Raw genomic sequence first — 23856 nt, forward strand, 5'->3', positions numbered from 1 at the left:
TTACTTTTCTACTCGGATGGGAATTTCTTTCTTGATGCTTTGTTCCAGTGAGATAAGTGTCTCAGTGGCTACAACGCCCGGTATCTCCTGCATTTTGTTGTTCAGCAGATCCATCAGGTGTTCATTGTCGCAAGCATATAGTTTTGTCAACATGGTATACGGACCGGTAGTAAAATGACATTCTACAATTTCGGGAATTTTCTGTAATTCGGCTACCACGGATTTGTACATAGATCCTTTTTCAAGCTTGATACCGACGTATGTGCAAGTTCTGTATCCAAGTGATTTGGGATTCACATGGTAACCTGAGCCGACAATAACTCCCAGATCGATAAGGCGTTGTACGCGTTGGTGGATAGCCGCACGTGAGACACCACATTCTGCTGCCACATCTTTGAAAGGTATACGGGCGTTCTGAGAGATAATCTCGAGAATCTGCCTGTCAAGGTTGTCTATCTTTTCCATAATTTATGAGTATAATTTCCAGTTGTTATCAAATAGTAAGCAAATATAGAGATTTATTTTAATTTCTCTATATAAAAGGGATAAAAAATAGGAAATAGCAAAAAAAGAGGCGCAAATTTCTTTGCACCTCTTTCTGTTTATTAAGGGATTTTGCTTACTTTTCGATACTGAGCAATTCTACTTCGAAAATCAAAGTTGAGAACGGTTTGATCTGTCCCTGGTCTCTTGAACCGTAAGCCAGTTCTTGTGGGATGTAAAGTTCCCATTTAGAACCTACAGGCATCATAGTCAAAGCTTCTGTCCAACCTTTGATTACTTGGTTGGCACGGAAAGTAGTCGGTTCTTTACGTTTGTAAGAGCTGTCGAATTCTGTTCCGTCGATCAAAGTACCTTTATAGTTTACTTTTACTTTGCAAGTGTCAGCAGGAATTGCACCTTTACCTTCAGTGATTATTTTGTATTGCAGTCCGCTCGGAGTTGTCTTTACACCTTCTTTTGTTTTGTTTTCTGCAAGGAATTTTTCACCGGCAGCTTTGTTGTCGGCATATTTTTCTTCCATTGCTTTTGCTTTGATGGCTTCCATTGCAGTCTGAGTATAGGTTTGTGCCTGTTCCATAGTCATCAAACCACCTTTTTCCAATGTACCGGCGATGAAACCAGCGAGGAAGTTTTCTTTGCTGATTGTTTTTACAGAATCGTTGCCGAACAGTTCGTGGTTGATACCTTTCATCATCTGGTTGCTGATCTGCTGACCGATCTGGAGACCTGCCATGTAAGCAGTTTCTTTTTTACCGCTTTTCTTGGCACCTTCGTTTACGCCTTTGATAAATTCAGCTAAATAAGCTGTGTCAACATCCATACGGCCTACCAAGTAACCTTTCAGACCTTGAGTCTGAGCCATACCGATTGAATAAGACAATGAATCGAGTTCTGTTTTCAGATTTGCTTTAGGAGCCTGGGCTGTACATGATGCAAGGCCGGCTACGGCAGCGATGGCTGCCAGCGTTGTAATTTTCTTCATTTCGCTTTAAAAAATTTATTTGTTTAATACTTCAAGTAATTCTACTTCGAATACCAATGTGCTATGCGGGGGAATCATTTCTCCGGCACCTTGTGCGCCATAGGCCAGGTCGGAAGGAATATACAGCTTCCATTTGGAACCTTCGGGCATCAATTGCAGGGCTTCTACCCATCCCGGGATTACCTGATTGACACCGAATACAGCCGGTTGGCCGCGTTTGATGGAACTGTCGAACAGGGTTCCGTCAATCAGTGTACCCTCGTAGTGGCATTTCACTTGGTCGGTAGCTTTGGCAAGTTTGCCTTTGCCTTCGGTGATAACTTCGTATTGCAGTCCGCTCGGAAGAGTGACAATGCTTGCTCTCTTTTTATTTTCTTCTAGGAATGCTTTGCCTTGTTCGATGCTGGCGGCGTTCATTTTCTGTTCCAGTTCTTCGAAATATTTGTTCACTATTTCGCGGGCTTCCTGGTGGCTGATAGCTGTCGGATTACCTTCCAATACATCTTTGATTGCCTGAGCAAAATCTTCTACCGCGATGCCCTTGGCACCCATACCTAACAAGTTTTGGCCAATTCCGAGGCCGATTGCATAACTAAATTTATCCATATATGTTTTTGTTGAAGATTGGAGGAAGAATGTTGAATCTTTCACTCTCAATCAATTGCAAATTTACAATTGGCAAAAATACGTGTTTTATTTGAATGAACGGGCTTTTTGGAATTAAAATTTCTTATTGTCTTATAAGTTATCTACTTTTATTGCGATAATGGGGAGAAATGAATCGATTATTGTTGCCGGGCCACTTAGATTATGCAGACACGGACTTTGATATTCGATTATTCTATTCTATTTTTGCTATTCATATATTAAATGAAGGAGGAGATTATGAAAAACTTGGTTGTTTTATCCGGTGCCGGAATGAGTGCGGAGAGCGGTATCAGTACTTTTCGTGATGCGGGTGGATTATGGGATAAGTATCCGGTGGAGCAGGTGGCCACTCCGGAGGGTTATGCGCGTGACCCGGAATTGGTGATTAATTTTTATAATGAACGCCGGAAACAGTTGTTGGATGTAAAGCCGAATCGCGGTCATGAATTGCTGGCCGGTCTGGAGAAATATTTTAATGTGACGGTGATTACCCAGAATGTGGATAATCTGCATGAACGTGCGGGTAGTACGCACATTGTACACCTGCACGGTGAATTGACAAAAGTTTGTTCCAGCCGTGATCCCAACAATCCTCATTATATAAAAGAACTTCAGCCGGAGGAATATGAAGTCCGGATGGGCGACCGTGCCGGTGACGGTTCGCAGTTTCGTCCGTTCATTGTATGGTTCGGCGAATCGGTACCGGAGATAGAGACGGCTATTGATTTCGTGGAGAAGGCCGACATATTCGTTATCATCGGCACATCGATGAATGTCTATCCGGCTGCCGGTCTGCTGAACTATGTGCCCCGTGGTGCTGAAGTTTACCTGATTGATCCGAAGCCGGTGGATACGCATACTTCCCGCCCGATACATGTGATTCGGAAGGGGGCTTCGGAGGGAGTAGCGGAATTGCAGAAGCTATTGGGCGTATGATTCTTTTGAATTGATTTCTGTCAAGAGCATCTTTATGTATTCTTAACAGGAAAGCGGCTTTTGAAGAAGATAATTCCTGTTGCGTCGGCACATGGTGGGAAGGGGATCGCGACAAGTAATGAAACTCATCGTCACGTGCCGTGTTATTCATCGTCACATGCCGTGTTATTTTCGGTAACTACCGTTGGGAAGATGGTTGACGACCGTGCTTAGACGCCCTTTTTACGTTATTTGAAAAAGAAAGGAGAGGGCTGCTGCTCTCTCCTTGTATCGGGTGGATTAACTGAATCTAATTCATGATTACTTTCGCAAAGATACGATAATAAAACCCGGAAGCCAAGTAAAGGCCGTTTTATTTCTTGATGATTGCACGAAATATAAACCAGATATGATGGAGAACGGTACTGGCTGTTCCATAGTGGTGCGCCATAATACGGAAGCGTTCGCGAAGCGATGCTTTGTGGTTCCGGGTGGTCATTCCCTCGTCCAGATAGTCGATAAGTATCAAGTGGGTATTATGCAAGGTCCGTGCTTTCTTCATTACACGGATACACCAGTCGAAATCGGCGGAAAAGCGGTACTGCAAGTCATAAGGTTCTACCACTGTATGCCGTGCAAGAAAAGCCTGATGACATACGAGCATTCCTTGTTTGAAACTCTTCCATGTCAGTTTTTCCGGAGCGGAAAGGCGGCGCATGTGCAGGAAGTGGCGGTCCTTATCTACAATCGCGGTTTCACCGTACAGCACGTCCGGCAGTTCGCTTCCGTTGATCGAGTGTACCATTTGTTGTAAAGTGTCATCTTCATGGAAACTGTCGCCTGCATTGAGGAAGCAGAGATAATCTCCCGTGGCGAGTGAAATCCCCTTGTTCATTGCATCATACAATCCTTTGTCGGGTTCGCTGATAATCTTATGGATTCGTTCCCGATACCGGTTTGCGATGGCCATTGTATGGTCTCTCGATGCACCGTCCACAAGGATATATTCCACGTGATGGTACGTTTGTGAGATGACACTTTGTATGGTATCCTCTAATACTTCCCCGGCATTGTAGGTTACGGTGATAACCGATATTTTGGGCGTATGGCGGTTGCTATGCATATCTTCCCGTGATTTTATTGTAAACCTCGATGTATCTTTTGGCTATATAGCTTTCCGAATAGCTGGAGACGGCTTTCCGGCAGGCCTGTTCTGACAGAACCGGGTATTCCGATTCTTCCAATGCCCAATAAATGCCATTGGCAAAGTCTGCAGACGATTTGTATTGTGCCACGTACCCATTGTGCAGATGATCTATCATTTCCGGTATCCCCCCTACATTAAAACCTACACACGGAATGCCGCACGCCATTGCTTCCATAATCGTATTCGGCAGGTTTTCTTCCAGAGAAGGGGTCACAAACAAGTCGACGGCATTGTATATATTCACTAAGTCGTGTTCATTGCTGACGTATTCGAGGGCATAAACAGGGAAAGGAAGCAGGTGGGACAGTTGTTGCGACTGGTTGCCAAATGCTACGACTCCTAATGATGCTTTCAGCTCCGGATGTTTCTCGGCGAGCAATTTGCACGATTCGATCAGGTAGTCTATCCCCTTGCGCTTGTCGGTGATCTTGACAGAACCGAACAGGATCAGTTTTCCTTCCTGTGGCAGTTTGCAATGTGCACGGGCTTCTTTCTTGTTGCGTGGTTTGAAGAGGTTGGTGTTGATCGGGTTGGGAATGCTTATGACGGTCTGGTTGCGTAACAAGGCGCTGCTTTTTGCCCTTTCTTCCAACCAATGGCTACAAGTGACAAATGTAATGGGAGCTTGTTGGTAAAGCGCCTTTTTTTTGTTGAATATCCGGGTGGACAAATCTTTCTTGCCGCCTCCGGTGTATAGAAACTGGCAGTGATGGCATTCTTGCTGATAGTGGGTGCATTCACGGGCGTGGTGGCAGATGCCGGTAGAAGGCCACATGTCGTGCATGGTCCATACCACCGGTTTGCCCGATTCCAATATCCGGTGTATGTCTTTCAGTGAGAGCATTCCCTGGTTGATCCAGTGTAAATGGATGATATCTGCCTGTGTAAACTCGGGCAGAGTGGTGATATCCGTTCCGGTATTGGCTATATCTACTGCAAAAAGATTGTTTTTTCGGAAATGGTTGGCTTTCCAGATGACGATACGTTCCCACATAAATTTCCATACTGTCAGCCAGTTGCGTTCAAGGCGAACGACGCTTATTTGATTGGTTTGTTTGTCACGTACCAGCATTTTCGCTTTAATCCCGTTATTCTTCAGGGATTCCATAAGCCGGCTGGCGGCCACGGCTGCCCCGCCGATACGTTCGGATGTATTAATGATCAATACTCTCATGTGCCTGAATGTTTTGGCAAAAGTAGCGGTTTTCTGTGAGAATTCGTATAAAGTCGTGGATTATTTGTACTTTTGCGGCACTATATTAAATAGGTTTTGACATGAAAAAAGTTCTGTTTTTGGGCTTGGGTTATATTGGCCTTCCTACGGCGGCAGTTGCTGCAACCCACGGTTATCAGGTGATTGGAGTAGACGTAAATCCGGTGGTGGTAGATACCATCAATCAAGGGCGGATACATATCGTGGAGCCCGATTTGGCCAAAGTAGTGAAGGAAGCGGTTTGCAACGGCGCCCTCCGGGCAACGACGAAACCCGAGCAGGCGGATGCTTTCTTTGTGGTAGTGCCTACCCCTTTCAAGCAGAACCACCGGGCGGATATCACGTATGTGGAGTCCGCGACGCGTTCGGTAATTCCTTTTCTTAAGAAGGGAGATTTGTTTGTCATCGAGTCTACCTCCCCGGTGTTTACTACCGAACGGATGGCGGAGGTCATCTATAAGGAACGTCCGGAACTGAAAGATAAACTGTACATAGCCTATTGTCCCGAACGGGTGTTGCCCGGAAACACGCTTTACGAGTTGGTGCACAACGACCGGGTGATCGGTGGTATCAATCCGGAATCTACCGGGAAAGCAATCGAATTTTATTCCGCTTTTGTGAAGGGAACACTCCACCGAACCAATGCCCGCACGGCCGAGATGTGCAAGCTGACCGAGAACTCTTCGCGCGACTCCCAGATTGCTTTTGCCAATGAACTTTCCATGATCTGCGACAAGGCGGGCGTAAATGTATGGGAGCTGATAGAACTGGCCAATAAGCATCCACGTGTCAATATCCTGCAACCGGGATGTGGAGTGGGCGGACACTGTATTGCGGTGGACCCCTGGTTCATCGTTTCCGATTATCCGGAACAGGCGCAGCTCATCAAGCGTGCCCGCGAAACAAACGATTACAAGGCGGACTGGTGTGCCAACAAGGTGATGGAGGCCTGCCAGGCCTTTGTGGAAAAGAACGACCGGGAACCGGTGGTGGCTTGCATGGGGTTAGCTTTCAAACCCAACATCGACGACCTGCGGGAATCCCCTGCCAAATATATCGCTTCCCGTATCATCTCCGAATCGAGAGCGGATGTGCTGATTGTGGAGCCGAATATTACTTCGCACCCCAGCTTCCACCTCACCGATTACCGGGAAGCATATGCGAAAGCTGATATTGTGGTGTGGCTTGTTCGCCACGCTCCTTTTGTGGAGATGCCGCGTGCAAAGGATAAATTGGAGTTGGACTTCTGCGGGGTAAGAAAGTAAAGATGAAGAAAATTCTATTAGTGTTCGGTACTCGCCCCGAAGCCATCAAGATGGCACCGTTGGTGAAAGAGTTTCAGAAGGATACAGAGCATTTCGAAACAAAAGTATGTGTAACGGCACAGCATCGGCAGATGCTCGACCAAGTGTTGGAAGTGTTTGGCATTACGCCCGATTATGACCTGAACATCATGGCTCCCAATCAGGACTTATACGACATTACCTCGAAAGTGCTGTTAGGGCTGCGGGACGTATTGAAGGATTTTGCGCCCGATGTGGTGCTGGTGCACGGCGATACTACCACCTCGATGGCGGCTTCATTGGCTGCCTTCTACCGGCAGATTGCAGTGGCGCATGTGGAAGCGGGGCTGCGCACATACGACATGCTGTCGCCCTGGCCCGAGGAGATGAACCGCCAGGTGACGGACCGCATCTGCACGTATTATTTTGCGCCTACCGGGCAATCCCGGCAGAATCTTCTGCGGGAGAACATAGAAGAGAAGAAAATCTTCGTTACCGGCAATACGGTGATAGACGCTTTGCTGATGGCGGTCGACATCATTGCTACGAAGACGGGGATGGAAGAACAGATACATAAGGAGATCCAAGAGAAAGGTTACACTGTGGGCGAACGTGATTATATCCTCGTTACCGGCCACCGCCGTGAGAATTTCGGCGAAGGGTTCCTGCACATCTGTAAGGCTATCAGGGAGTTGGCTTCGAAGTATCCCGATATAGATATCGTCTACCCTGTGCATCTGAACCCGAATGTGCAGAAACCGGTTTATGAGCTGCTGTCCGGACTGGATAACGTTTTTCTGATCTCTCCGTTGGACTACCTGCCTTTTATTTATGCCATGCAGCACTCCATCTTGTTGCTGACCGATAGCGGGGGTGTACAGGAAGAGGCGCCTTCGTTGGGCAAACCGGTGCTTGTGATGCGCAACACCACCGAACGGCCCGAAGCGGTGGAAGCTGGAACAGTGAAACTGGTGGGCACGGATGCCGAGACCATTGTGGGCAACGTAGTGGAATTGTTGCGTAACAAAGAACTTTACAAGCGTATGTCCGAGACGCACAATCCTTACGGTGATGGTCAGGCTTGCGAAAGAATCGTGAACGCTCTCAAGTAGCGTGCACTGACTGTTTCGATATTTATCTTTTCACGAATGATCCGTTCGGATTCTTTTCCCATCTTTTTGCATAGTGCAGGAGAAGAGAACAATTCGCTGATCTTTTCGGCCAGACTGTCTGCATCACCCTCTTTGAAAAAGAAGCCGTTCTTGCCATCGATCACCAGGTCACGTTCTGTGCCGTCACATACCGAGCAGAGCACCGGCATGCCGTAGGTCATGGCGTCGTTGATGGAAAGTCCGCCCATACCGGCCAGTACATATACGGTAGATTCGTTCATATAAGCACCTAGCTTTTCCGGGTCGTAGACTGCGCCGATGAACCGGATGGAATCTGTCAACCCCGATTCGGCTGCTTGTTGTTTCAGATGTTTTAGTTCCGGTCCGTCGCCGACAATCACCAACTCGGCATCGGGGAAAGAGTGGATCGTCCGGTGGAAAGCGTTGATCAGTAAATCCACCCGTTTCCATTTCACTAAGCGTCCGATGTGTAGAAGCCGCCTTTCGGAGGGCGGGAGCAGCGGGGTGGAGTTTACTACGGTTTCTTTTTCTTTCAATAAGGCTTCCGTATCTGTGGAGTTGTATGTGACGTGTATCTGTTCTCTTTTTACTCCGTAAGAGGGGAGGATCTCGTAGGCCACTGTAGAGTAGTTCAATGTTCCTGCCGTCCGGGCGTAGCAGTATTTACGAATCCGGGCTGTGAACCATTGTTTCAGATAGAACCCTGGACCGGTGCTAAGCAGGCGCATATTCTCGTCGTACATCGGGTTGGCACGGAAGTATTCTTTTATTTTTCCATAGGGTGGGGTTTGGAAGGGGATCTCCCGGATTACCAGTTGGGTGTTGCACTCTTTCATTACCCGCCGGAGCTTGGGCTGAAAGAATATTTGCAGGAAGTAGGGCCAGCCCATGACAAGTATGTCGGGCTTTTCTTTGCGTACGATGTCCGGCAATGCGGGATAAGCGCTTTTGCCGTAGAACATCTTTTTCTCCTCTGTCGTGAGGTGCTTATAGGTACCGCCTTCCACCATTTTTACTCCCTTGCCGATGGTGGCGTTTCCTTTTTGGGGAGTGACTACGGTGATTTCTACTCCTTTAGTGCACAGCTTGTTGAGCATGGCGCTGAGGTAATGCGGTATTCCTCCGAAGGTATAAAGTACTTTCATTATTGTAGATAATTAGCGTTTCTCAGTTTGCTTTGTTTCCGGAACTTTCTGACTTCGGCAGTTCGTTTCAGCAATCGTGTAGTTATGATGACGTATGTACCAGCCGTTTTTGCTTTTCCTTTGACAAGAGCTATTAAGGATTTTTTGACACATGCCAGTACGCTGTAGCCAAATGCTTTCTTAAAAGAATAATTAATATTGGCATATTCCGTCAGATGGTAGATTTGTTCGGAACGTAGGAAGACTTCATGGCTGATTGTCCTGTTTTCACGGTCGTGGCAACCGAATACTTTAGGGGAATAGCCGATGAGATAACCGTGATGTTTGATGCGATTAGCGTAGTCCACGTCTTCGCCGTAATGATAGAAAAGTGGAGAAAAACCACCTACGGTTCGCAACACATTGCACGGAATCATCCAGAAAGCGGCATTGACGAAAGGCAGAGGGATGAGTCCGGACTGTCCGTTTGTTTCTTGCCGGATTTTCAGTTCTTGCTTTTTCACCTCTTCCAGATTGTTGAGATTGGAGTAACCGGCAAAGCCTTGTTCCAACTTCTCTCCCGAACCGGTCAGATGTATGGGCGAGAGAATGCCGTAGCGGGGATGGCTCCGACTTAGTTCACTCAGTTCTCCAAGTACTTTGGCATCGATCCAGGCGTCTTGGTTCAAGAGGAAAACAGCATCGTATCCTTCTTTTAGGGCGATTTTCATGCCGATGTTGTTGGCGCGTCCGAAACCGAGATTCTCTTTGCTTTTGATAAGGCGGACTTCGGGATAACGGCTCTCGATGAGTGAAACGGTACGGTCTTGCGAAGCATTGTCTATCACAACGACATCCGCTTGCTGCTCGGATTGGCGAAGGCTGTTCAGGCAACGGTCTATCCAGCGTTCAAAGTTATAGGATACGATGATGACTAATATTTTCATGAAATTTCCTGTTTTCGTTCTGTTTCAATGGTTTTAACGAGAGAGTCCGATGCACCGCTTACCACTTTCCGGCAAAACATCTTGCCGGATTGTTGCAGTGCGCTCCAATCTTCCAAAGTCAGCACTTTGATGGATTTCCCATATATAATATAATGTAGGGGTGTCAGGGCAGAGAGTCCTGTATATCCTCCTTCAACGGATAATGCGCGGGCGGCAAAGGGAGAATTGAATACAAGCGTCTGTATGCACAATTCGCTGGGTACGAAACTTGTTTTGAAATAACGTACCAACTCTTTTTCGGTACAAAGTTTTTCATAAACATATTGTGCGCAAGGCAGGGTGATACCCCAATAATCCGAGCCGCAATATATGTCACTTTCCTTATTGCCTATCCGTACGATAGGGGCTTTTCGTATGGGAAGCCACTTCATCAGGTGGCGTGATGCCACAATAAATTTATTCTTTAGCCAAAGATTCTCCCATTTCAGGTCGCGGAAAAAGTGATAGTACACTATTTTGGCGATTTGCCGTTTGTCGGCGGAGCGGGTCAGGTTCATTCCCATGATAAATTCCGTATCCCGATGTTCTTCAAAATACCGGTGGATTTTTCTGTTCGGCCATAAAGGGTAGTCTTGACCGCTTAAGCATACGATACGCGTATACTCTATGCCACTGTGTAGTACGGCAGCTAACAGCTCCTTCTGATATTCCACTTGTTCCCAGCCTCCCCAGCTCACCCAATGGCTTTGTACAAAGGTGACCTTGCCTTCCGGCAACAGTTCTTTGAATGGACGGCTGTCTGCTTTCCGGTCAATATGTACGTAGAAATCAGCATCTTCATCCAATGCTTTAATGAGACGCGACAGATGCGGAGCATCTTTGTATGCTGAAATAATATAGGCGATCCGGCTCATTTCTTTTGTTTTTGAAGGATGGACTGATTGATGTCGTATAGATCCCGATGAGTACATAAGGCATATAGAGTGGCCAACAGCGCTGTATACAGCTTCTTTTGAAAAGGAAATATGCGCATGGCGATGAAGAATTCTCTTATAGCCAGCCTGTAGTGGTGCGCAAAGAAAGCGCCTACCATTCTTCCCTTGTGCCAGGAAGAAACGTAACGGCGTACTCCTTTTCTGTGGGCGGCAGTGCGGAGCAGTTCGTCGAACATCTGGTCGATCGGATTGTGCCACAGTATGGGACGTATCTTTTTCCCTTCGCTCGGATTGAGGTAGTAAATGGAAGTGGGATGCTTGGAGTAAGCAATGTCACAAGTAGCGTGCAGCCGTGCCAGTGTGATGATATCCTCTCCGGCAGGGATACCGGTGGGAAATCCGCCGAAGGCTTCTATGCTCTGTTTCCGTACGGCATATGAACTCATGTGTAGGGGTGGATTGACGCCCGATGCCATCTCAAAGTAATTGTCAAGAATCGTATCCGTCCCGTCGAAGGCGAACCGGTCGGGTAGTACAGGGAGAAACGGTTTCTTGCCGGGGCGGCAGAAATAATAAGAAGTTCCGAATACTCCGCATCGGGGATATTTCTTTATCAGGCCGGCAATAATTTCCAGGTGATTGTCCGTCCATTGGTCGTCTGCATCCAGAAAAGCTACATATTCATATCGCGACTCGGAAATACCCTTGTTGCGGGCAGCCGATACTCCGGCGTTGGCTTGGCTGATGAGGCGTACCAACGGATAGTTCTTTTGCATTACCAGAGCAGCCCCATTGTCTGTAGAGCCGTCATCGATCACTAATATTTCTGCCGGAAGTACGGTTTGTGCCAATACCGAGTGGATGGAACGCTCTATATAGGCCGCTCCGTTATATAGCGGTATCACGACACTGATAGCGGCATGTGCCGGTTTTCCACATTCTGTTTGGTTATTATTCCTTTCTTCCTGCTTCATATTATTTCTTTTTCCCGGGCAGTTTTTTGCCGATGAACTGAAGGCTTTCTTTGAAAATGGAGACACGGCTTCCCCACATCAGCAAGCAATAAAGTGCGGCACTGATTCCTATTTTGGCGGCAAACAAGAGATATAAGTTAGAAACTCCGCATGTCACATACCAGGTGATTGCCATTGTTGCCGATGCGATGATGGCAAACGGGAGTATGTCCTTCAGTGCCATCCAAAAGCTTAAGCGTATTTCTCTCCAGACAAAATACTGCCATACGGGTAACCAGAGAATATTGAGACAGACAAAACATTGTATCATTACGGCAATACCGTAAGGATAGCTCACAAGCATTGCAGTTAGTTGCAGCAGGCTCAATACGATGGTGTTCCACATGTAAATGTTGGATTTTCCCTTACTGATGACCAGATTGGAATACAGGGTGATGATGGGCATGAATGCCCCCCAGATACAGAGCATTTGCAGCATAGGGACACAAGGAAGCCATTTTTCCGTAATGGTGATAACGATAAATTCGCGGGCTATGAATGCCAGTCCCAACATGGCCGGAAAGGATAGGAATGCGGTAAAACGGAGCATTTTCCGCAGGACGCCCAACTGGCGTGCCGGGTCATTGGAGACTTCTGTCAGGACGGGTTGTGCTACGCTGCTTACCGTACCGCTGATGAAAGAGTATCCCATAGTGTTCCATTTGTTGGACTGGGTGTAGTAGCCCACTTCCTGTTCCGTGAAGAAACGGCCTAACAGGGTAGACAGAATGTTATTATTGGCTTGTGTAAAGATGTTGGTCACCAATATTTTGCTGCTGAAGCCGAACATCGATTTCAGTGGACGGAAGTTAATGTGAAAGGTCGGTCTCCACGGAGAGAAGTACCAGAATGAGAGATTCACGACAGTGATAAATGTCAGGGTTTGTGTGGCTATGCCCCAATAAGACATTCCGTTGTATGCCATGAGGACGCCTACCGTCCCCGACAACAGCAATGCGGGTATCTGTGCCATTGTCTTCTGTTTTACCATCAGGTTCCGGAACAGATAAGCGTTGTGGGCTGTTGCCGTACTGGATATTAGGAAACCGAGAAAAACATAACGTGCCAGCGGTGTGAGATCGGGGTTATTGTAAAAGTCGGCAATGAATGGGGCACAGAAAAAGAGAAGGATGTATATTCCGACTCCCGTGAGTGTGCTGAACCAGAATACGGCATTATAGTCTTCGTGGCTCACTTTCTGTTTATTGGCCAGTGCCACGGTAAACCCGCTTTCCTGCAACGTGCCGGCTATGGCGGAGAAAATAGCGAGCATGCCTATCATGCCATAGTCGGAAGCATCCAATAAACGGGCAAGGACTATTCCGAAGCCCAGATTCAACAACTGCTGTGCGCCGTTGCTGAACCCTCCCCAGAATAGTCCTTTCGCTGTTTTCTCTTTTAGTGATGATTCCCCCATGATAGTACGTCTGCTTTTTTGTTGGAATATCCGTTTGAGGCGCTTTACCGCTTATTTTACTTCGCTGCCGGGCTTCACTTCTTTCAATAGCGAAGTGACGGCCAGCGAGCCATCGTAATTTTCGGCAGAAAGAATCATGCCTTCACTTACCAGTCCGTTTTTGAACTGGCGCGGAGCCAGATTGGCGATGAACAACACCTGCTTACCTACCAATTCTTCCGGTTGATAATGCTGGGCGATACCGCTAACGATCGTACGGTTTTCTAAGCCGTCGGCGATCTTGAATTTCAGTAACTTCTTCATCTTGGGCACCATCTCGCATTCCAATACTGTACCTACGCGGATATCCAATTTTTCAAAATCATCGAATGAGATGACCGGCTTGATCGGGTTGGCTTTGTAATTGGAGGCCTCATTTGCTTTTTTGGTTGCGAGCAATTTGTCTACCTGCGCTTGGATGACATCGTCTTCTATCTTTTCGAACAGTAATTCGGGAGTTCCTAATTGATGTCCGGTAGGAAGCAAGTCTGTTTGTCCCAATTCTGCCCAATCGAAATTGTCCATGTTCAGCATCTTGCGAAGTTTGTCGCTGCTGAATGGCAGGAACGGTTCGAAAGCGATGGCAAGGTTGGCAACTAACTGTAAGGAGATATTCAGAATGGTAGCAACGCGTGTCATGTCGGTCTTTGCAAGTTTCCACGGTTCGGTATCTGCCAGATACTTGTTTCCGATGCGAGCCAGATTCATTGCTTCTTTCTGGGCATCACGGAACTTGAATACATCGAGCAACTTTTCTACTTCTGCCTTTACATCGGCAAATTCTTTCAGTGTTTCGCGGTCATAGTCCGTCAGCTCTCCCGCGGCAGGGACTACACTGTCAAAGTATTTTTTTGTAAGCTGCAGAGCCCGGTTTACGAAGTTGCCATACACGGCCACCAATTCGTTGTTATTGCGTGCCTGGAAGTCTTTCCATGTGAAATCGTTATCTTTGGTTTCCGGTGCATTGGCGGTCAGTACATAGCGGAGCACGTCCTGCTTGCCGGGGAAGTCTTCCAGATATTCATGCAACCATACGGCCCAATTGCGCGAAGTGGAAATCTTATCGCCTTCAAGGTTGAGGAATTCGTTGCTCGGCACGTTGTCCGGCAGAATGTAACTGCCTTCGGCTTTCAGCATGGCCGGGAACACGATACAGTGGAATACGATGTTGTCTTTTCCGATAAAATGGATAAGACGCGTTTTAGGATCTTTCCACCAAGTTTCCCAAGTGTCGGGCAATAACTCTTTCGTGTTGGAGATATAGCCGATAGGAGCGTCGAACCATACATAGAGAACTTTCCCTTCGGCACCTTCTACCGGAACAGGAATCCCCCAGTCGAGGTCGCGGCTTACGGCACGTGGTTGCAGCCCCATGTCGAGCCAGCTTTTGCATTGTCCGTATACGTTAGGACGCCATTCCTTATGATCTTCCAGAATCCATTGGCGCAGCCATGTTTCATGCTTATCCAACGGGAGATACCAGTGGGTGGTTTCTTTCATCACCGGTTTGCTGCCACTGATGGCACTCTTCGGATTGATAAGGTCTGTCGGTGAAAGGGAAGTTCCGCACTTTTCGCATTGGTCGCCGTAAGCTCCTTCCGAATGGCAGTGCGGGCATTCGCCTGTGATATAGCGGTCGGCAAGGAACTGGTGCGCTTCTTCATCGTAGTATTGCTCTGACGTTTTTTCGATAAATTCTCCTTTATCATACAACTTCCTGAAGAAGTCTGAGGCCAGTGCATGGTGCGTTTTTGAGGAAGTACGGCTGTATACGTCGAATGAGATGCCGAACTCTTCAAAAGATTTCTTTATGAGGAAATGATAACGGTCTACTACATCTTGTGGAGTGATACCTTCTTTCTTGGCACGGATTGTGATAGGCACACCGTGTTCATCCGAACCGCCGATAAAGAGTACGTCTTCTTTTTTCAATCTCAGATAACGGACATAGATATCTGCCGGCACGTATACACCTGCCAGATGTCCGATATGAACAGGCCCGTTGGCATATGGCAGAGCCGAGGTCACTGTGGTTCTTTTAAAGTTCTTTTCCATTGATATAGGGATTATTTTTATGATTCTCTTATCATTAATAGCCCACAAAGGTAGGGAAATTCTTTTTTATTTCTTGTTTTTGCTGATAATAGAAATGTATTTAATACGTTTTTACTCTTCCGGGATACGAAATTCTTTTTGTGATCGTGATCAGGGAGTCAAATCGATGAAATAATGCCAGAGGAAAATAGTATCATTGGATATGTTTCTTTTATGGCAGGATGCAAACTTTTCGACGGATCCAAGCAATGAGACTTTGGCTAATTGTTCATCTTCTGTCCAATCTATGGACTCGTTTATGCTGTTTTGCGATTGATAAATCACCCAACCATTTACTTTTGAAAACCACTCTTCAATGGTTCGGCTTTGCACATACGCAAACATTCCGCACTCTTTGAGATGCTTTGAATGTTCTCCTTTTTTGAAACGTTCTATTCCGCCTCGTTCTCCATAAACGTATTCTTGATTGTTGGATGTCTCAGAGAAACGTTTAGCCTCAAACTCCATTATCGGAATAACCTTTGAATTTCTGGTATTGATATATACACCGATATCCGTTTCTCTTGTAGAGCTTGCTTGTGGCGGGTTTTTACTGAATTCATATGGCAGATACCCTCCGTTTTCACAATTACATAAGTTGAAATGGCGGACTAAAAGGTTGCTAATCCAATTTTCCCTGACAGAATCTTTATTTTGATTATAGTAGTGTGGAAAATCTGCTATGTGATTGTCAATGAATGATACAATTTGTTCTACTTCGTGTTTGGGAGGAACTGATAAATCATTCGGTTGTGGCAATTGATATGAAGGCAAACTATCTTTGAACATTTTAGTAACGGGCTTTTATATAGTCTGCAAACACTTCATCGGCATCACGTAAGGCAATAGACGGAAGCCAATAGCGTAATTGCTTCGGTTTTATTAATATAATAGTATTTTTACCATACACTTTCATTATTTTCTGAATATGTGTGTGTGGGCGTTTGATATTTTTTTGAGGAATGACATTTTGTATATACTGTTCTAAATTGAAAACTTGTTCTTCTGATACAGTAAGCAACTCTTTGCCGTACTCAAAATGTATGGCAATGTAGTTTTCGGTATTTAATATTTTATAAGGTTGGAATTTTCCGTTATCAATTTGATAAACACTATTGAGCGTTTTACAAAAAACAGATGCGAATTTGGTTATGTCTGCATTTAGAACCGCTATTTCTTCTGTTTTTCTTTTATCAGCAATTTCTTCTATGATGATCTTTTCTGCCTCAGAGAATATGATATCGTTTTTGTTATGCGAATACGGAATCCTCATAATATCATCTTTGTTGATTGAAGTGGCTTTTCCAATCATGGCTCTTCCACTCGTTGCCAGAATATAGCTTCTTAGTAAACTATTGTTTTCTCTTAAATAATCATATAATGCGGATAACTCTGATTTATCATCTTGAGGCGCATGAATACCGATTATGCCGAATGGAAAAGTCAGGTATTTTTCCGAATAAGCAATTGGAATTCCTTGGTTGCCTGTTATCACTCTTATCAAAATATGCGGCCCTTCATAAATTTTCTTTTTTGTTTTTCTGGGTCTTTCGAAACGTTGAATCAGACATTCGTGGATTTGTTTTTCATCAATGCCGTTTTCGGTTAACGCTTCTACGGGGATAGTCTCTTTTCCGGTTATAAAATCGGCTTTATTGGATTTGTCGCCAATGATATATCCGATACCCACACACCAACCCTCTTTTCTTTCTTTTTCTTTTAAAAATTCTTTTAGAGTGGGCAAAGTGGACAATCTTTCAATGAGAGATGTAATTCGGCCTCCTCCTAATAAATGTGCTTTCCATGTGTATGGCTTAAAAATAGCATCATTTTTAGACATGAAGTGGAAATCGTAATAATCAAACTCTAAAAAAAGTTTATTTGCATTTGAGAAGGTGCGATTGGCTATCAGATGTAAAACAGGTTCTGAGTCCGGTCTTGATTTCTGTAAAAACACAGCTGCTGTTGACACGTTCTTTTTACCCCATAGTTTATCTGCCAGTTTGGTGAAATCAATAACTTGCAATAAATTGTATGTAGAAAAGACGTCTTCCTTGAATTTTAAGTCTTTTTGATACAATAACGGTCCGGATGGTTGAATCATAGAAAGTATTCCTCCCGCTTTTAGAAGTTTCATAGATTGTACTAAGAAGTGTAGTGCGGGATTTTCGTCCGGTATATCTATTTCTGTTTTATAACCAAACTGTTTTTCTAACTTTTTAAAATATTCCTTTCTGGCAGGTTCTTTATCATTTACAAACGGCAAGTTGAAAGGTGGATTTCCAATCACCAATGAAAAGTCATTGGGTGGATTTTCCGTTACATATTTAAAGAAGTTCTTTGTGATGATATTATTGTTCAGATCAGGAAATTTCAACTCTCCCCATGTCGGAGAATCCAGATTTACTTCATCTAAGATTGCAAGGGCCAGGCTGAAAATAGACAAACGAATGGCATCTTGCTCAATATCTACTCCATGAATGCTCTTTAATAATAAGTCTTTTAATACCGGTAGCGACGGTTTCTCCAGTTTGCCTGTTTTTTGCCATTGTTCATACCGCCACCATTGAACGATGCGTTTGTAGGCTTTAACCAAGAATATTCCGGAGCCACAACTTACATCGATCAGTTTAAAATCTTTTTGAGGAGATTGCAGAGGCATGCATTCGTCCACTAAAGTGGAGACGATCATTTCGGGTGTGTAAACGATGTCCTTGCTATCGGTCAATAGCTCTTCATATACAGAACTGATTACTTCTACCGGCAGGTGTGAGAATGAATATAGCCGCCAGAAAACATATTGATTGTTTTCTATATTGGCATCTAAATAGTTTGCCAGGTATTTGATTTCTGTTTTTCTAATGGATGTTCTCTCCTTTACTTCTTTTTCCTTGTCCCATTGAAATATCTTCCCATTGAAATCAGAAGCTAATTTATCTAATAAGTCAAGAAGTTTGCCTTGACGGATAACATCACAAAATCCGTTGCATTGGAAATGTTTTTGAAAGTAAGTACTTGCAAAGTACCCGCTCTGTGAATCTTCGTCCCGTTCTTCCAGATATTTTATAAGAAGACATTGAACCAGCAATTTTAAGGCTACGTGCTTGTCCAAACCGGATTCTTTTTGAAAACTGGCATATACCTCTTTAAGGCCACGGATTAAATCTTTTGTCGCCGATTGTTCAAATTGAAAATGATTTTTGTTTATTTCCTCTTCCCAAAATAGGCCATTATCAAAGCTTTGCGCATTAAAATTTCTAATGGCTTCTCCTGTTTTTATGATTATCTCTTGTGCATAATTTACCCTGTTGTAATCGGGTTTTTCTCTTGCGTCGAAAAAGCTCACAGATGACTTCTCGATGATGATGTATACAGGTACCTGATAACCATTCCACATATTTCTGTGTATGCGGTTTTTTTCTTGAGAGCTTAACGGTTTTAGGGTATAGTCAAAGATATATAGCTGTGGCACGGCGGCTCTGCTATCTTGGAAATAGCGGAAATACACAGCATCTGCACCGAATTTATTTTTTGCGGTTTCTAAGGCGAAAAGAATGTCTGGTGCGGATATGGCTTTTGAAAGACTTTCATAGTTTTGAGTCAATAACACTCCACTGGTTCCTTTTTCAGAAATAAAGGAAAAGTTGAGTTCTTGAATTTTTCTTTCAAAGTGGGCTATTGGCATACAAATTCTAATGTCTAAACTCTATTTTTCGGTAAAGATACTATTTTTCGGTATTGTTTTAAAATCATCGGACTTAAAACATGATATTTTTGTTGTATTACCGTTCTTTAAGAACTTGTCAATGAGAAAATCGTATGTCTGATTTTAACATTGTTAATTCCGTTTTGCGGCATATTGTTTCTTCTGTTGCAAAACATTAATTCTTTGCCTGTAAAGATACGTATTCTTGTTGACAAAAAATTGTATTTAACACAGTATTAAATACGTATTCTTGCAGGCTAAGAATATAGATTCATTTACTTAGGAAATGAACAGTTAATGATTTGATATACAATGAACAATAGCATTTGCGACTACTTCCTTGTATCGGGCGGCCCTCATTGACTCGAAAAACGCTTCCTCCCTGTACTTGTCAAATTAACAACTTCAGTGCTACCCGGTTATCGTTTAATCATTACTGAAAAGAAACCCGTCATTGACAAATACATGCCGATGACGGGTTTCTTTTCAGTAATGGTTTCAGTAATGGTTGGTTTTCTGTTTGAGGCTCAATGATGATTTTATTGTTTCACAATCACTTTTTGTCCTTCAAGGAAGTAGACGCCCTCATCAAGGTCGGTCACCTGATTGATTCCTTCATTCACTTCTGCATTACGGAGCAACATGCCGTTTACACCATAAATTTCGATGGTACGTGTACAGTCCGATTCGATGTAAAGGATACCGTTTCGGCTGTATGCTTTCACGTTATCGATGGTTTCGCCCAGCGTTATGCGTATGTCGGTGGCACCACCGCCATTGTCACCGATACTGAACATGAGCGGCGCATTGAGCGACCCCGGTTTGTCTGTAACGTAAGCTTCGAACGGCTTTACGTCACGGCGATAACGTTCGAATACGCTACCGGTTGTCTCTTCCGTGTTGTATGGATCGATGTTCAGGGCATATACCTCCTGTGATTGTTCGACTGCTGTAAGCGTCGGGACAAAATTGAATTTCGGTCCTTCTACGATTGGCAGAACTTCGGGTGTGACAGGTATCCGGTAATCTTCGGCTATGAATTGCACCTCTCCGGTGATGTTATATTGCTCGTCATATTCCCGGTTGTTCGGCATGGCGATAATGTAAGGGGTATGTGCTTTTATCTGCTGACACGACTGGAATCCGTTTTCTCCCAGTTCGCGTAACCAGAAACGGCGTGTACTTGCTCCTTCTGCGCCGAACGGCAGGAGCTCGGTACTTTTTGACTCGAACCATATGCGGCTGACATCGAATGGCAGTGTGATTGACTCCCATCCCTTGGACACGTTGCCACGTCCGGTTTCCAGACTGAACGTCTTGCGGAATATGGCTTTCTTCGCTTCAAATGCTTTCCAGCAATGGAACGGATATTTATCTGCTATTTCAATGTTCTCGGCCACCCCGTCGCGAATCACATTATACCATTTTTGAGGAACCTCTGTCTGTGCGGTGACATACATCAGGCAGTTTTTGGCATAACTGTTGAAAGCATCGTTTTCGATACGTGTTTTACTGTTCCATGTGATGGACATCAGGTTGGGGTTGGCATTGAAAGCAAAGGGTTCAACGGTGACTACTCCACTGCCTACGCTTACCGTACGCAGATTTTCACAATTACTGAAAGCATTGAGCCGTATGGTTTTTACTTTGTCGGGGATGACGATGTCCTTTACCTGTGTGCTTTTATAGAACGCATTCTTTCCGATGGTTTCCAGATTGTTCCCGAAACTGATGCTCCTTAATGAGTTCTCTTTATTTTCGGCACTGAATGCATAGGCGCCGATTGTGCGCAGACTGTTCGGCAATGCCACCCTGTTGATATTCGTTGAGTTGACAAAAGCGTAGTCGGCGATAGAGTCCATGCCTTCGGCGAAGGTCACATCGGTCAGTGTACTGCAATTGGCAAAGGCATAGGCGCCTATGGTTTTGGCGGGTATATGGATGCTTGCCAGCTTCGGGCAGTTGGAGAAGGCCCGTGTGCCAATGGAGTCGGTGGAAGCAAGAGTGACTTGTTCCAGTGCCGGGCAGTTGTAGAATGCTTCTGTTGCAATGTTCTTTTCGCCGCCTTCTTTCATGATGACGGTGGTTAATTTCGGGCTGGCTTGGAAAGCCTGTTTGCCGATCGATACCGAGCCGGCTGCTATTTCCACGCTTTGCAGTTCTTTGCAGTTGTAGAATGCTTGTGACCCTACGGTTTTTACCGATGCCGGGATGCGGATGTTTTGCAGCTTAGTTCCATAGAAAGCTTTTTCGGCAATAGTAGTCAGATTTTCGGGTAGTGTGATGTTTGTGATATTGGTATATCCGAATGCTTGAACGCCGATGCGTTTTACGTTTTTGCCGATGGTAATTTGGGTCAGATCCGTCCGGTTGTTGAAGGCGTAATCTTTGATCTCTTCCATATTTAGGGCTAAGTCTGTCAAGGCCGTACCGTAAAAAGCATTTTCGTGTATATCGGTTACTTTCTCCGGGATGCTGAGTTGTTTCAAGGCTGTGCAATAGCCGAAGCTATAAGCGTCCAGAGTCGTGACATTAGCTCCGATGGTAACATCGGTCAACGCCTTGCAATAATAGAACGTATTGCTTGGCAGTTTGGTGACACCGGTTCCTATTCTGACACTTTGTAGGGCGGAGAAACTGTTGAATATTCCTTCGGGAAGTGCCTTTATCCCGTTACCGAGAGTGACGGAGGTTAATTTGCTATTTAATCCGTTGAATACTCCGGTGACATCTGTTACTTGATCCGGGATGTTGAGCGATGCAATCTCTGTACCGTTGAACACATCGTGTTCCAGTTTACGCAGTTTTGCCGGCAAAGTGATTGCTTTCAGGCAGCGGCATTTTTGGAATGCGTATGTTGCAATGCTGTCTACTGCTTCACCAAGCGTGATATTACTTAATGTATCACAACTTGCGAAGGCATAGCTTCCTATACTTTTCACTTTGGCCGGGATGGTGATGCTTTCCAGTTTTTTGTCTCCGGCATTATAAAAGGCATATTCACCGATTTCTGTTAATTCCGGATTTAATTCGATCACCCGCAATGAGTCACAACCGTCGAAAGCTTTACTACCCACTTTACGAATGGAGGCAGGGAATCCGATGGAATCCAACTTAATACATCCGGCAAAGGCTTCTGTAGGGATCTCGTTGATGCTTTTGCTTAGAGTGAATTCAGTCAATTGTTTGTTTCCTTTGAAAGCGGCTTCGCCAATGGTTGTCACCTGATCGGGCAGGGTGAATTTCTCTAAGCCGGTATTATAAAATGCATTGGCTCCAATGGTAGCTAACTCTTTGCCGAACTTCACTTCTTTCAGATATTTTTTGTCTTTGAATAGGTTATCGGGGATGGCAGTAACTAAATCTCCAAAGGTCACTTTTTGAATGCTGGCGAATTTTCCGGCTGTGGCAATAATGGTTTCATTTTCATTGTTGATAGTGATATCTTTTACACTGTCGCAGGAATTGAAAGCATCTTCCTCTATGGCAGTCAATTGAGGAGTTAGAGTAATTGTTCGTAGACTATCGCAATTATTAAAAACATAGTTAGGGATGATCGTTATGTTTTGAGGAAGTGTAAATGTACGAAGTCCGGAGTTGCTAAAGGCATAGTTCTCTATTTTATTAACACTTTCCGGAATGTAAATAGAAGCCAATTTACTACATCCGCTGAAAGCCGAATTTCCAATGGTTGTTAATGTTTCCGGCATGTTGATGGTTTGGAGTGATTTACAATTGGCGAAAGCAGAATTACCAATTGTTGTGACTTGGTTTCCTAAAACAACAGTTTCCAGGTTACTTTTATTGGAGAACCAATTACTTATATAGGTAAGTTTATCGTTGAGTTTTACATAACGAAGATTATTACATTCGTAAAAAGGGTCATAAGTAGATATTTCTTCAATTCCATCTCCTAAAATAAAACTTTCCAAGGCACTGCATCCATAAAAAACATATTGTCCTAAAGATGTGACTTTTGACGGAATAGTTATTGATTTCAAGGCTTTACAATCTCTGAATACTTGATTCCCTATACTTTCTAAACTGTCCGGTAACGTTATGCTTCGTAGGTTTTCACATCCTTGAAAAACTTGATCTTTAAGTATTCTTAAACTGTCGGGCATTTCAATCGTTCTTAAATTGTCGCATTCGTAGAATACTCCCCCCTCTATATTACGTAGTTTTTTAGGTAATACGATCTTCTCCAGTCCGGTACATCCATTAAAACAGAAACTTCCTATTGTTGTTATATTTTCCCCTAATATGACTTCTGTTAGATTTGTTTTACCTTGAAATATACTGCCGGTTAAATCTGTCAGGCCGTTTCCGATGACCACTTTCTTAAGGTTGCTACATCCTTCAAATGGTCCATAACCCGATATGCTCTTAACTCCGTTTCCGATGGTTATTTCTTCGAGAGCGTTACAACCACTGAACACGTATTGTCCAATAGATTCGACTTTGTCCGGAATTGTAATCGTGGTTAATGATTTACAGTTGTAGAATGCTCTATTTCCTATCTCTCCGGTTAAACTGTCTGCCAGTATTATGCTTTGCAAATTTTCGCATCCTTCAAAAGCCTGATCCTTAAGTGTTCTTAGGCTATCTGGCATTTCAATCGTTCTTAAATTGCTACATCCGAGGAATGCAGCCCCGTTGATGTTACGTAGTTTTTTAGGCAATGTAATCTTTTCTA

At 44.5% G+C, this 23856-nt stretch carries 17 protein-coding genes; 3 read left to right on the forward strand and 14 right to left on the reverse strand.

From position 1 onward, the window contains the following. The 3 genes from HMPREF1532_RS09690 to bamJ (HMPREF1532_RS09700) all read right to left on the reverse strand — a co-directional run bounded on the left by HMPREF1532_RS09690 (position 1) and on the right by bamJ (HMPREF1532_RS09700) (position 2092). Positions 1-465 (reverse strand): Lrp/AsnC family transcriptional regulator, encoded by a 465-nt coding sequence (locus HMPREF1532_RS09690; protein WP_005928359.1) that lies wholly within the window; start codon positions 463-465, stop codon positions 1-3. Between the two features lie 154 nt (positions 466-619). Next, on the reverse strand, positions 620-1486 hold the full coding sequence (bamJ, locus tag HMPREF1532_RS09695) for a BamJ family beta-barrel-assembly machinery protein (protein ID WP_005928361.1): 867 nt from the start codon (positions 1484-1486) through the stop codon (positions 620-622). A gap of 15 nt (positions 1487-1501) precedes the next feature. After that, on the reverse strand, positions 1502-2092 hold the full coding sequence (gene bamJ, locus HMPREF1532_RS09700) for a BamJ family beta-barrel-assembly machinery protein (protein WP_005928362.1): 591 nt from the start codon (positions 2090-2092) through the stop codon (positions 1502-1504). A 279-nt stretch (positions 2093-2371) separates the two neighbouring features. Between bamJ (HMPREF1532_RS09700) and HMPREF1532_RS09705 the strand changes: the two genes are divergently transcribed. Continuing rightward, the gene (locus HMPREF1532_RS09705) at positions 2372-3070 is read left to right on the forward strand and encodes an SIR2 family NAD-dependent protein deacylase (protein ID WP_005928364.1); all 699 of its coding nucleotides are present in this window, start codon (positions 2372-2374) and stop codon (positions 3068-3070) included. Between the two features lie 352 nt (positions 3071-3422). Here HMPREF1532_RS09705 and HMPREF1532_RS09710 read toward each other — a convergent pair whose 3' ends face one another. Together HMPREF1532_RS09710 and HMPREF1532_RS09715 are read right to left on the reverse strand one after the other, a co-directional pair. Further along, on the reverse strand, positions 3423-4172 hold the full coding sequence (locus HMPREF1532_RS09710) for a glycosyltransferase family 2 protein (protein WP_005928366.1): 750 nt from the start codon (positions 4170-4172) through the stop codon (positions 3423-3425). Further along, on the reverse strand, positions 4165-5430 hold the full coding sequence (locus HMPREF1532_RS09715; protein WP_005928368.1) for a glycosyltransferase family 4 protein: 1266 nt from the start codon (positions 5428-5430) through the stop codon (positions 4165-4167). Before HMPREF1532_RS09715 ends, HMPREF1532_RS09710 begins: the two co-directional genes overlap by 8 nt. 101 nt (positions 5431-5531) lie before the next feature. Between HMPREF1532_RS09715 and wecC the strand changes: the two genes are divergently transcribed. Further along, positions 5532-6734, forward strand: a complete 1203-nt coding sequence (gene wecC, locus HMPREF1532_RS09720) for a UDP-N-acetyl-D-mannosamine dehydrogenase (RefSeq protein ID WP_005928370.1) — start codon at positions 5532-5534, stop codon at positions 6732-6734. A 2-nt stretch (positions 6735-6736) separates the two neighbouring features. Further along, on the forward strand, positions 6737-7864 hold the full coding sequence (wecB, locus tag HMPREF1532_RS09725) for a non-hydrolyzing UDP-N-acetylglucosamine 2-epimerase (protein WP_005928372.1): 1128 nt from the start codon (positions 6737-6739) through the stop codon (positions 7862-7864). On the opposite strand, the gene HMPREF1532_RS09730 is transcribed toward wecB, so the two are convergent. The 9 genes from HMPREF1532_RS09730 to HMPREF1532_RS09770 form a co-directional block, all read right to left on the reverse strand. Next, on the reverse strand, positions 7828-9030 hold the full coding sequence (locus HMPREF1532_RS09730) for a glycosyltransferase family 4 protein (protein WP_005928374.1): 1203 nt from the start codon (positions 9028-9030) through the stop codon (positions 7828-7830). The two genes, wecB and HMPREF1532_RS09730, sit on opposite strands and share 37 nt — an antisense overlap. Further along, entirely contained in the window at positions 9030-9956 is a 927-nt protein-coding gene (locus HMPREF1532_RS09735) for a glycosyltransferase family 2 protein (RefSeq protein ID WP_005928376.1), read from the reverse strand. The genes HMPREF1532_RS09730 and HMPREF1532_RS09735 overlap by 1 nt, the downstream gene beginning before the upstream one ends. Continuing rightward, positions 9953-10870: a beta-1,6-N-acetylglucosaminyltransferase gene (locus HMPREF1532_RS09740; RefSeq protein WP_005928378.1), complete on the reverse strand. Its 918-nt coding sequence runs from the start codon at positions 10868-10870 to the stop codon at positions 9953-9955. Before HMPREF1532_RS09740 ends, HMPREF1532_RS09735 begins: the two co-directional genes overlap by 4 nt. Further along, positions 10867-11865, reverse strand: coding sequence for a glycosyltransferase family 2 protein (locus HMPREF1532_RS09745; protein WP_005928380.1), 999 nt, complete (start codon positions 11863-11865; stop codon positions 10867-10869). Before HMPREF1532_RS09745 ends, HMPREF1532_RS09740 begins: the two co-directional genes overlap by 4 nt. Before the next feature lies 1 nt (position 11866). Continuing rightward, positions 11867-13321, reverse strand: coding sequence for a lipopolysaccharide biosynthesis protein (locus HMPREF1532_RS09750; protein WP_005928382.1), 1455 nt, complete (start codon positions 13319-13321; stop codon positions 11867-11869). Between the two features lie 51 nt (positions 13322-13372). Further along, positions 13373-15415, reverse strand: coding sequence for a methionine--tRNA ligase (metG, locus tag HMPREF1532_RS09755; protein ID WP_005928384.1), 2043 nt, complete (start codon positions 15413-15415; stop codon positions 13373-13375). A gap of 150 nt (positions 15416-15565) precedes the next feature. Next, the gene (locus HMPREF1532_RS09760; RefSeq protein ID WP_005928386.1) at positions 15566-16243 is read right to left on the reverse strand and encodes a hypothetical protein; all 678 of its coding nucleotides are present in this window, start codon (positions 16241-16243) and stop codon (positions 15566-15568) included. Position 16244: 1 nt separating this feature from the next. Then, the gene (locus tag HMPREF1532_RS09765) at positions 16245-19139 is read right to left on the reverse strand and encodes an HsdM family class I SAM-dependent methyltransferase (protein ID WP_005928388.1); all 2895 of its coding nucleotides are present in this window, start codon (positions 19137-19139) and stop codon (positions 16245-16247) included. Between the two features lie 560 nt (positions 19140-19699). Then, the gene (locus HMPREF1532_RS09770) at positions 19700-23842 is read right to left on the reverse strand and encodes a leucine-rich repeat domain-containing protein (RefSeq protein ID WP_244266427.1); all 4143 of its coding nucleotides are present in this window, start codon (positions 23840-23842) and stop codon (positions 19700-19702) included. Positions 23843-23856: the final 14 nt, after the last annotated feature.

Origin of the sequence: Bacteroides salyersiae WAL 10018 = DSM 18765 = JCM 12988 (genome assembly GCF_000381365.1) — a bacterium.
Lineage (GTDB): Bacteria > Bacteroidota > Bacteroidia > Bacteroidales > Bacteroidaceae > Bacteroides > Bacteroides salyersiae.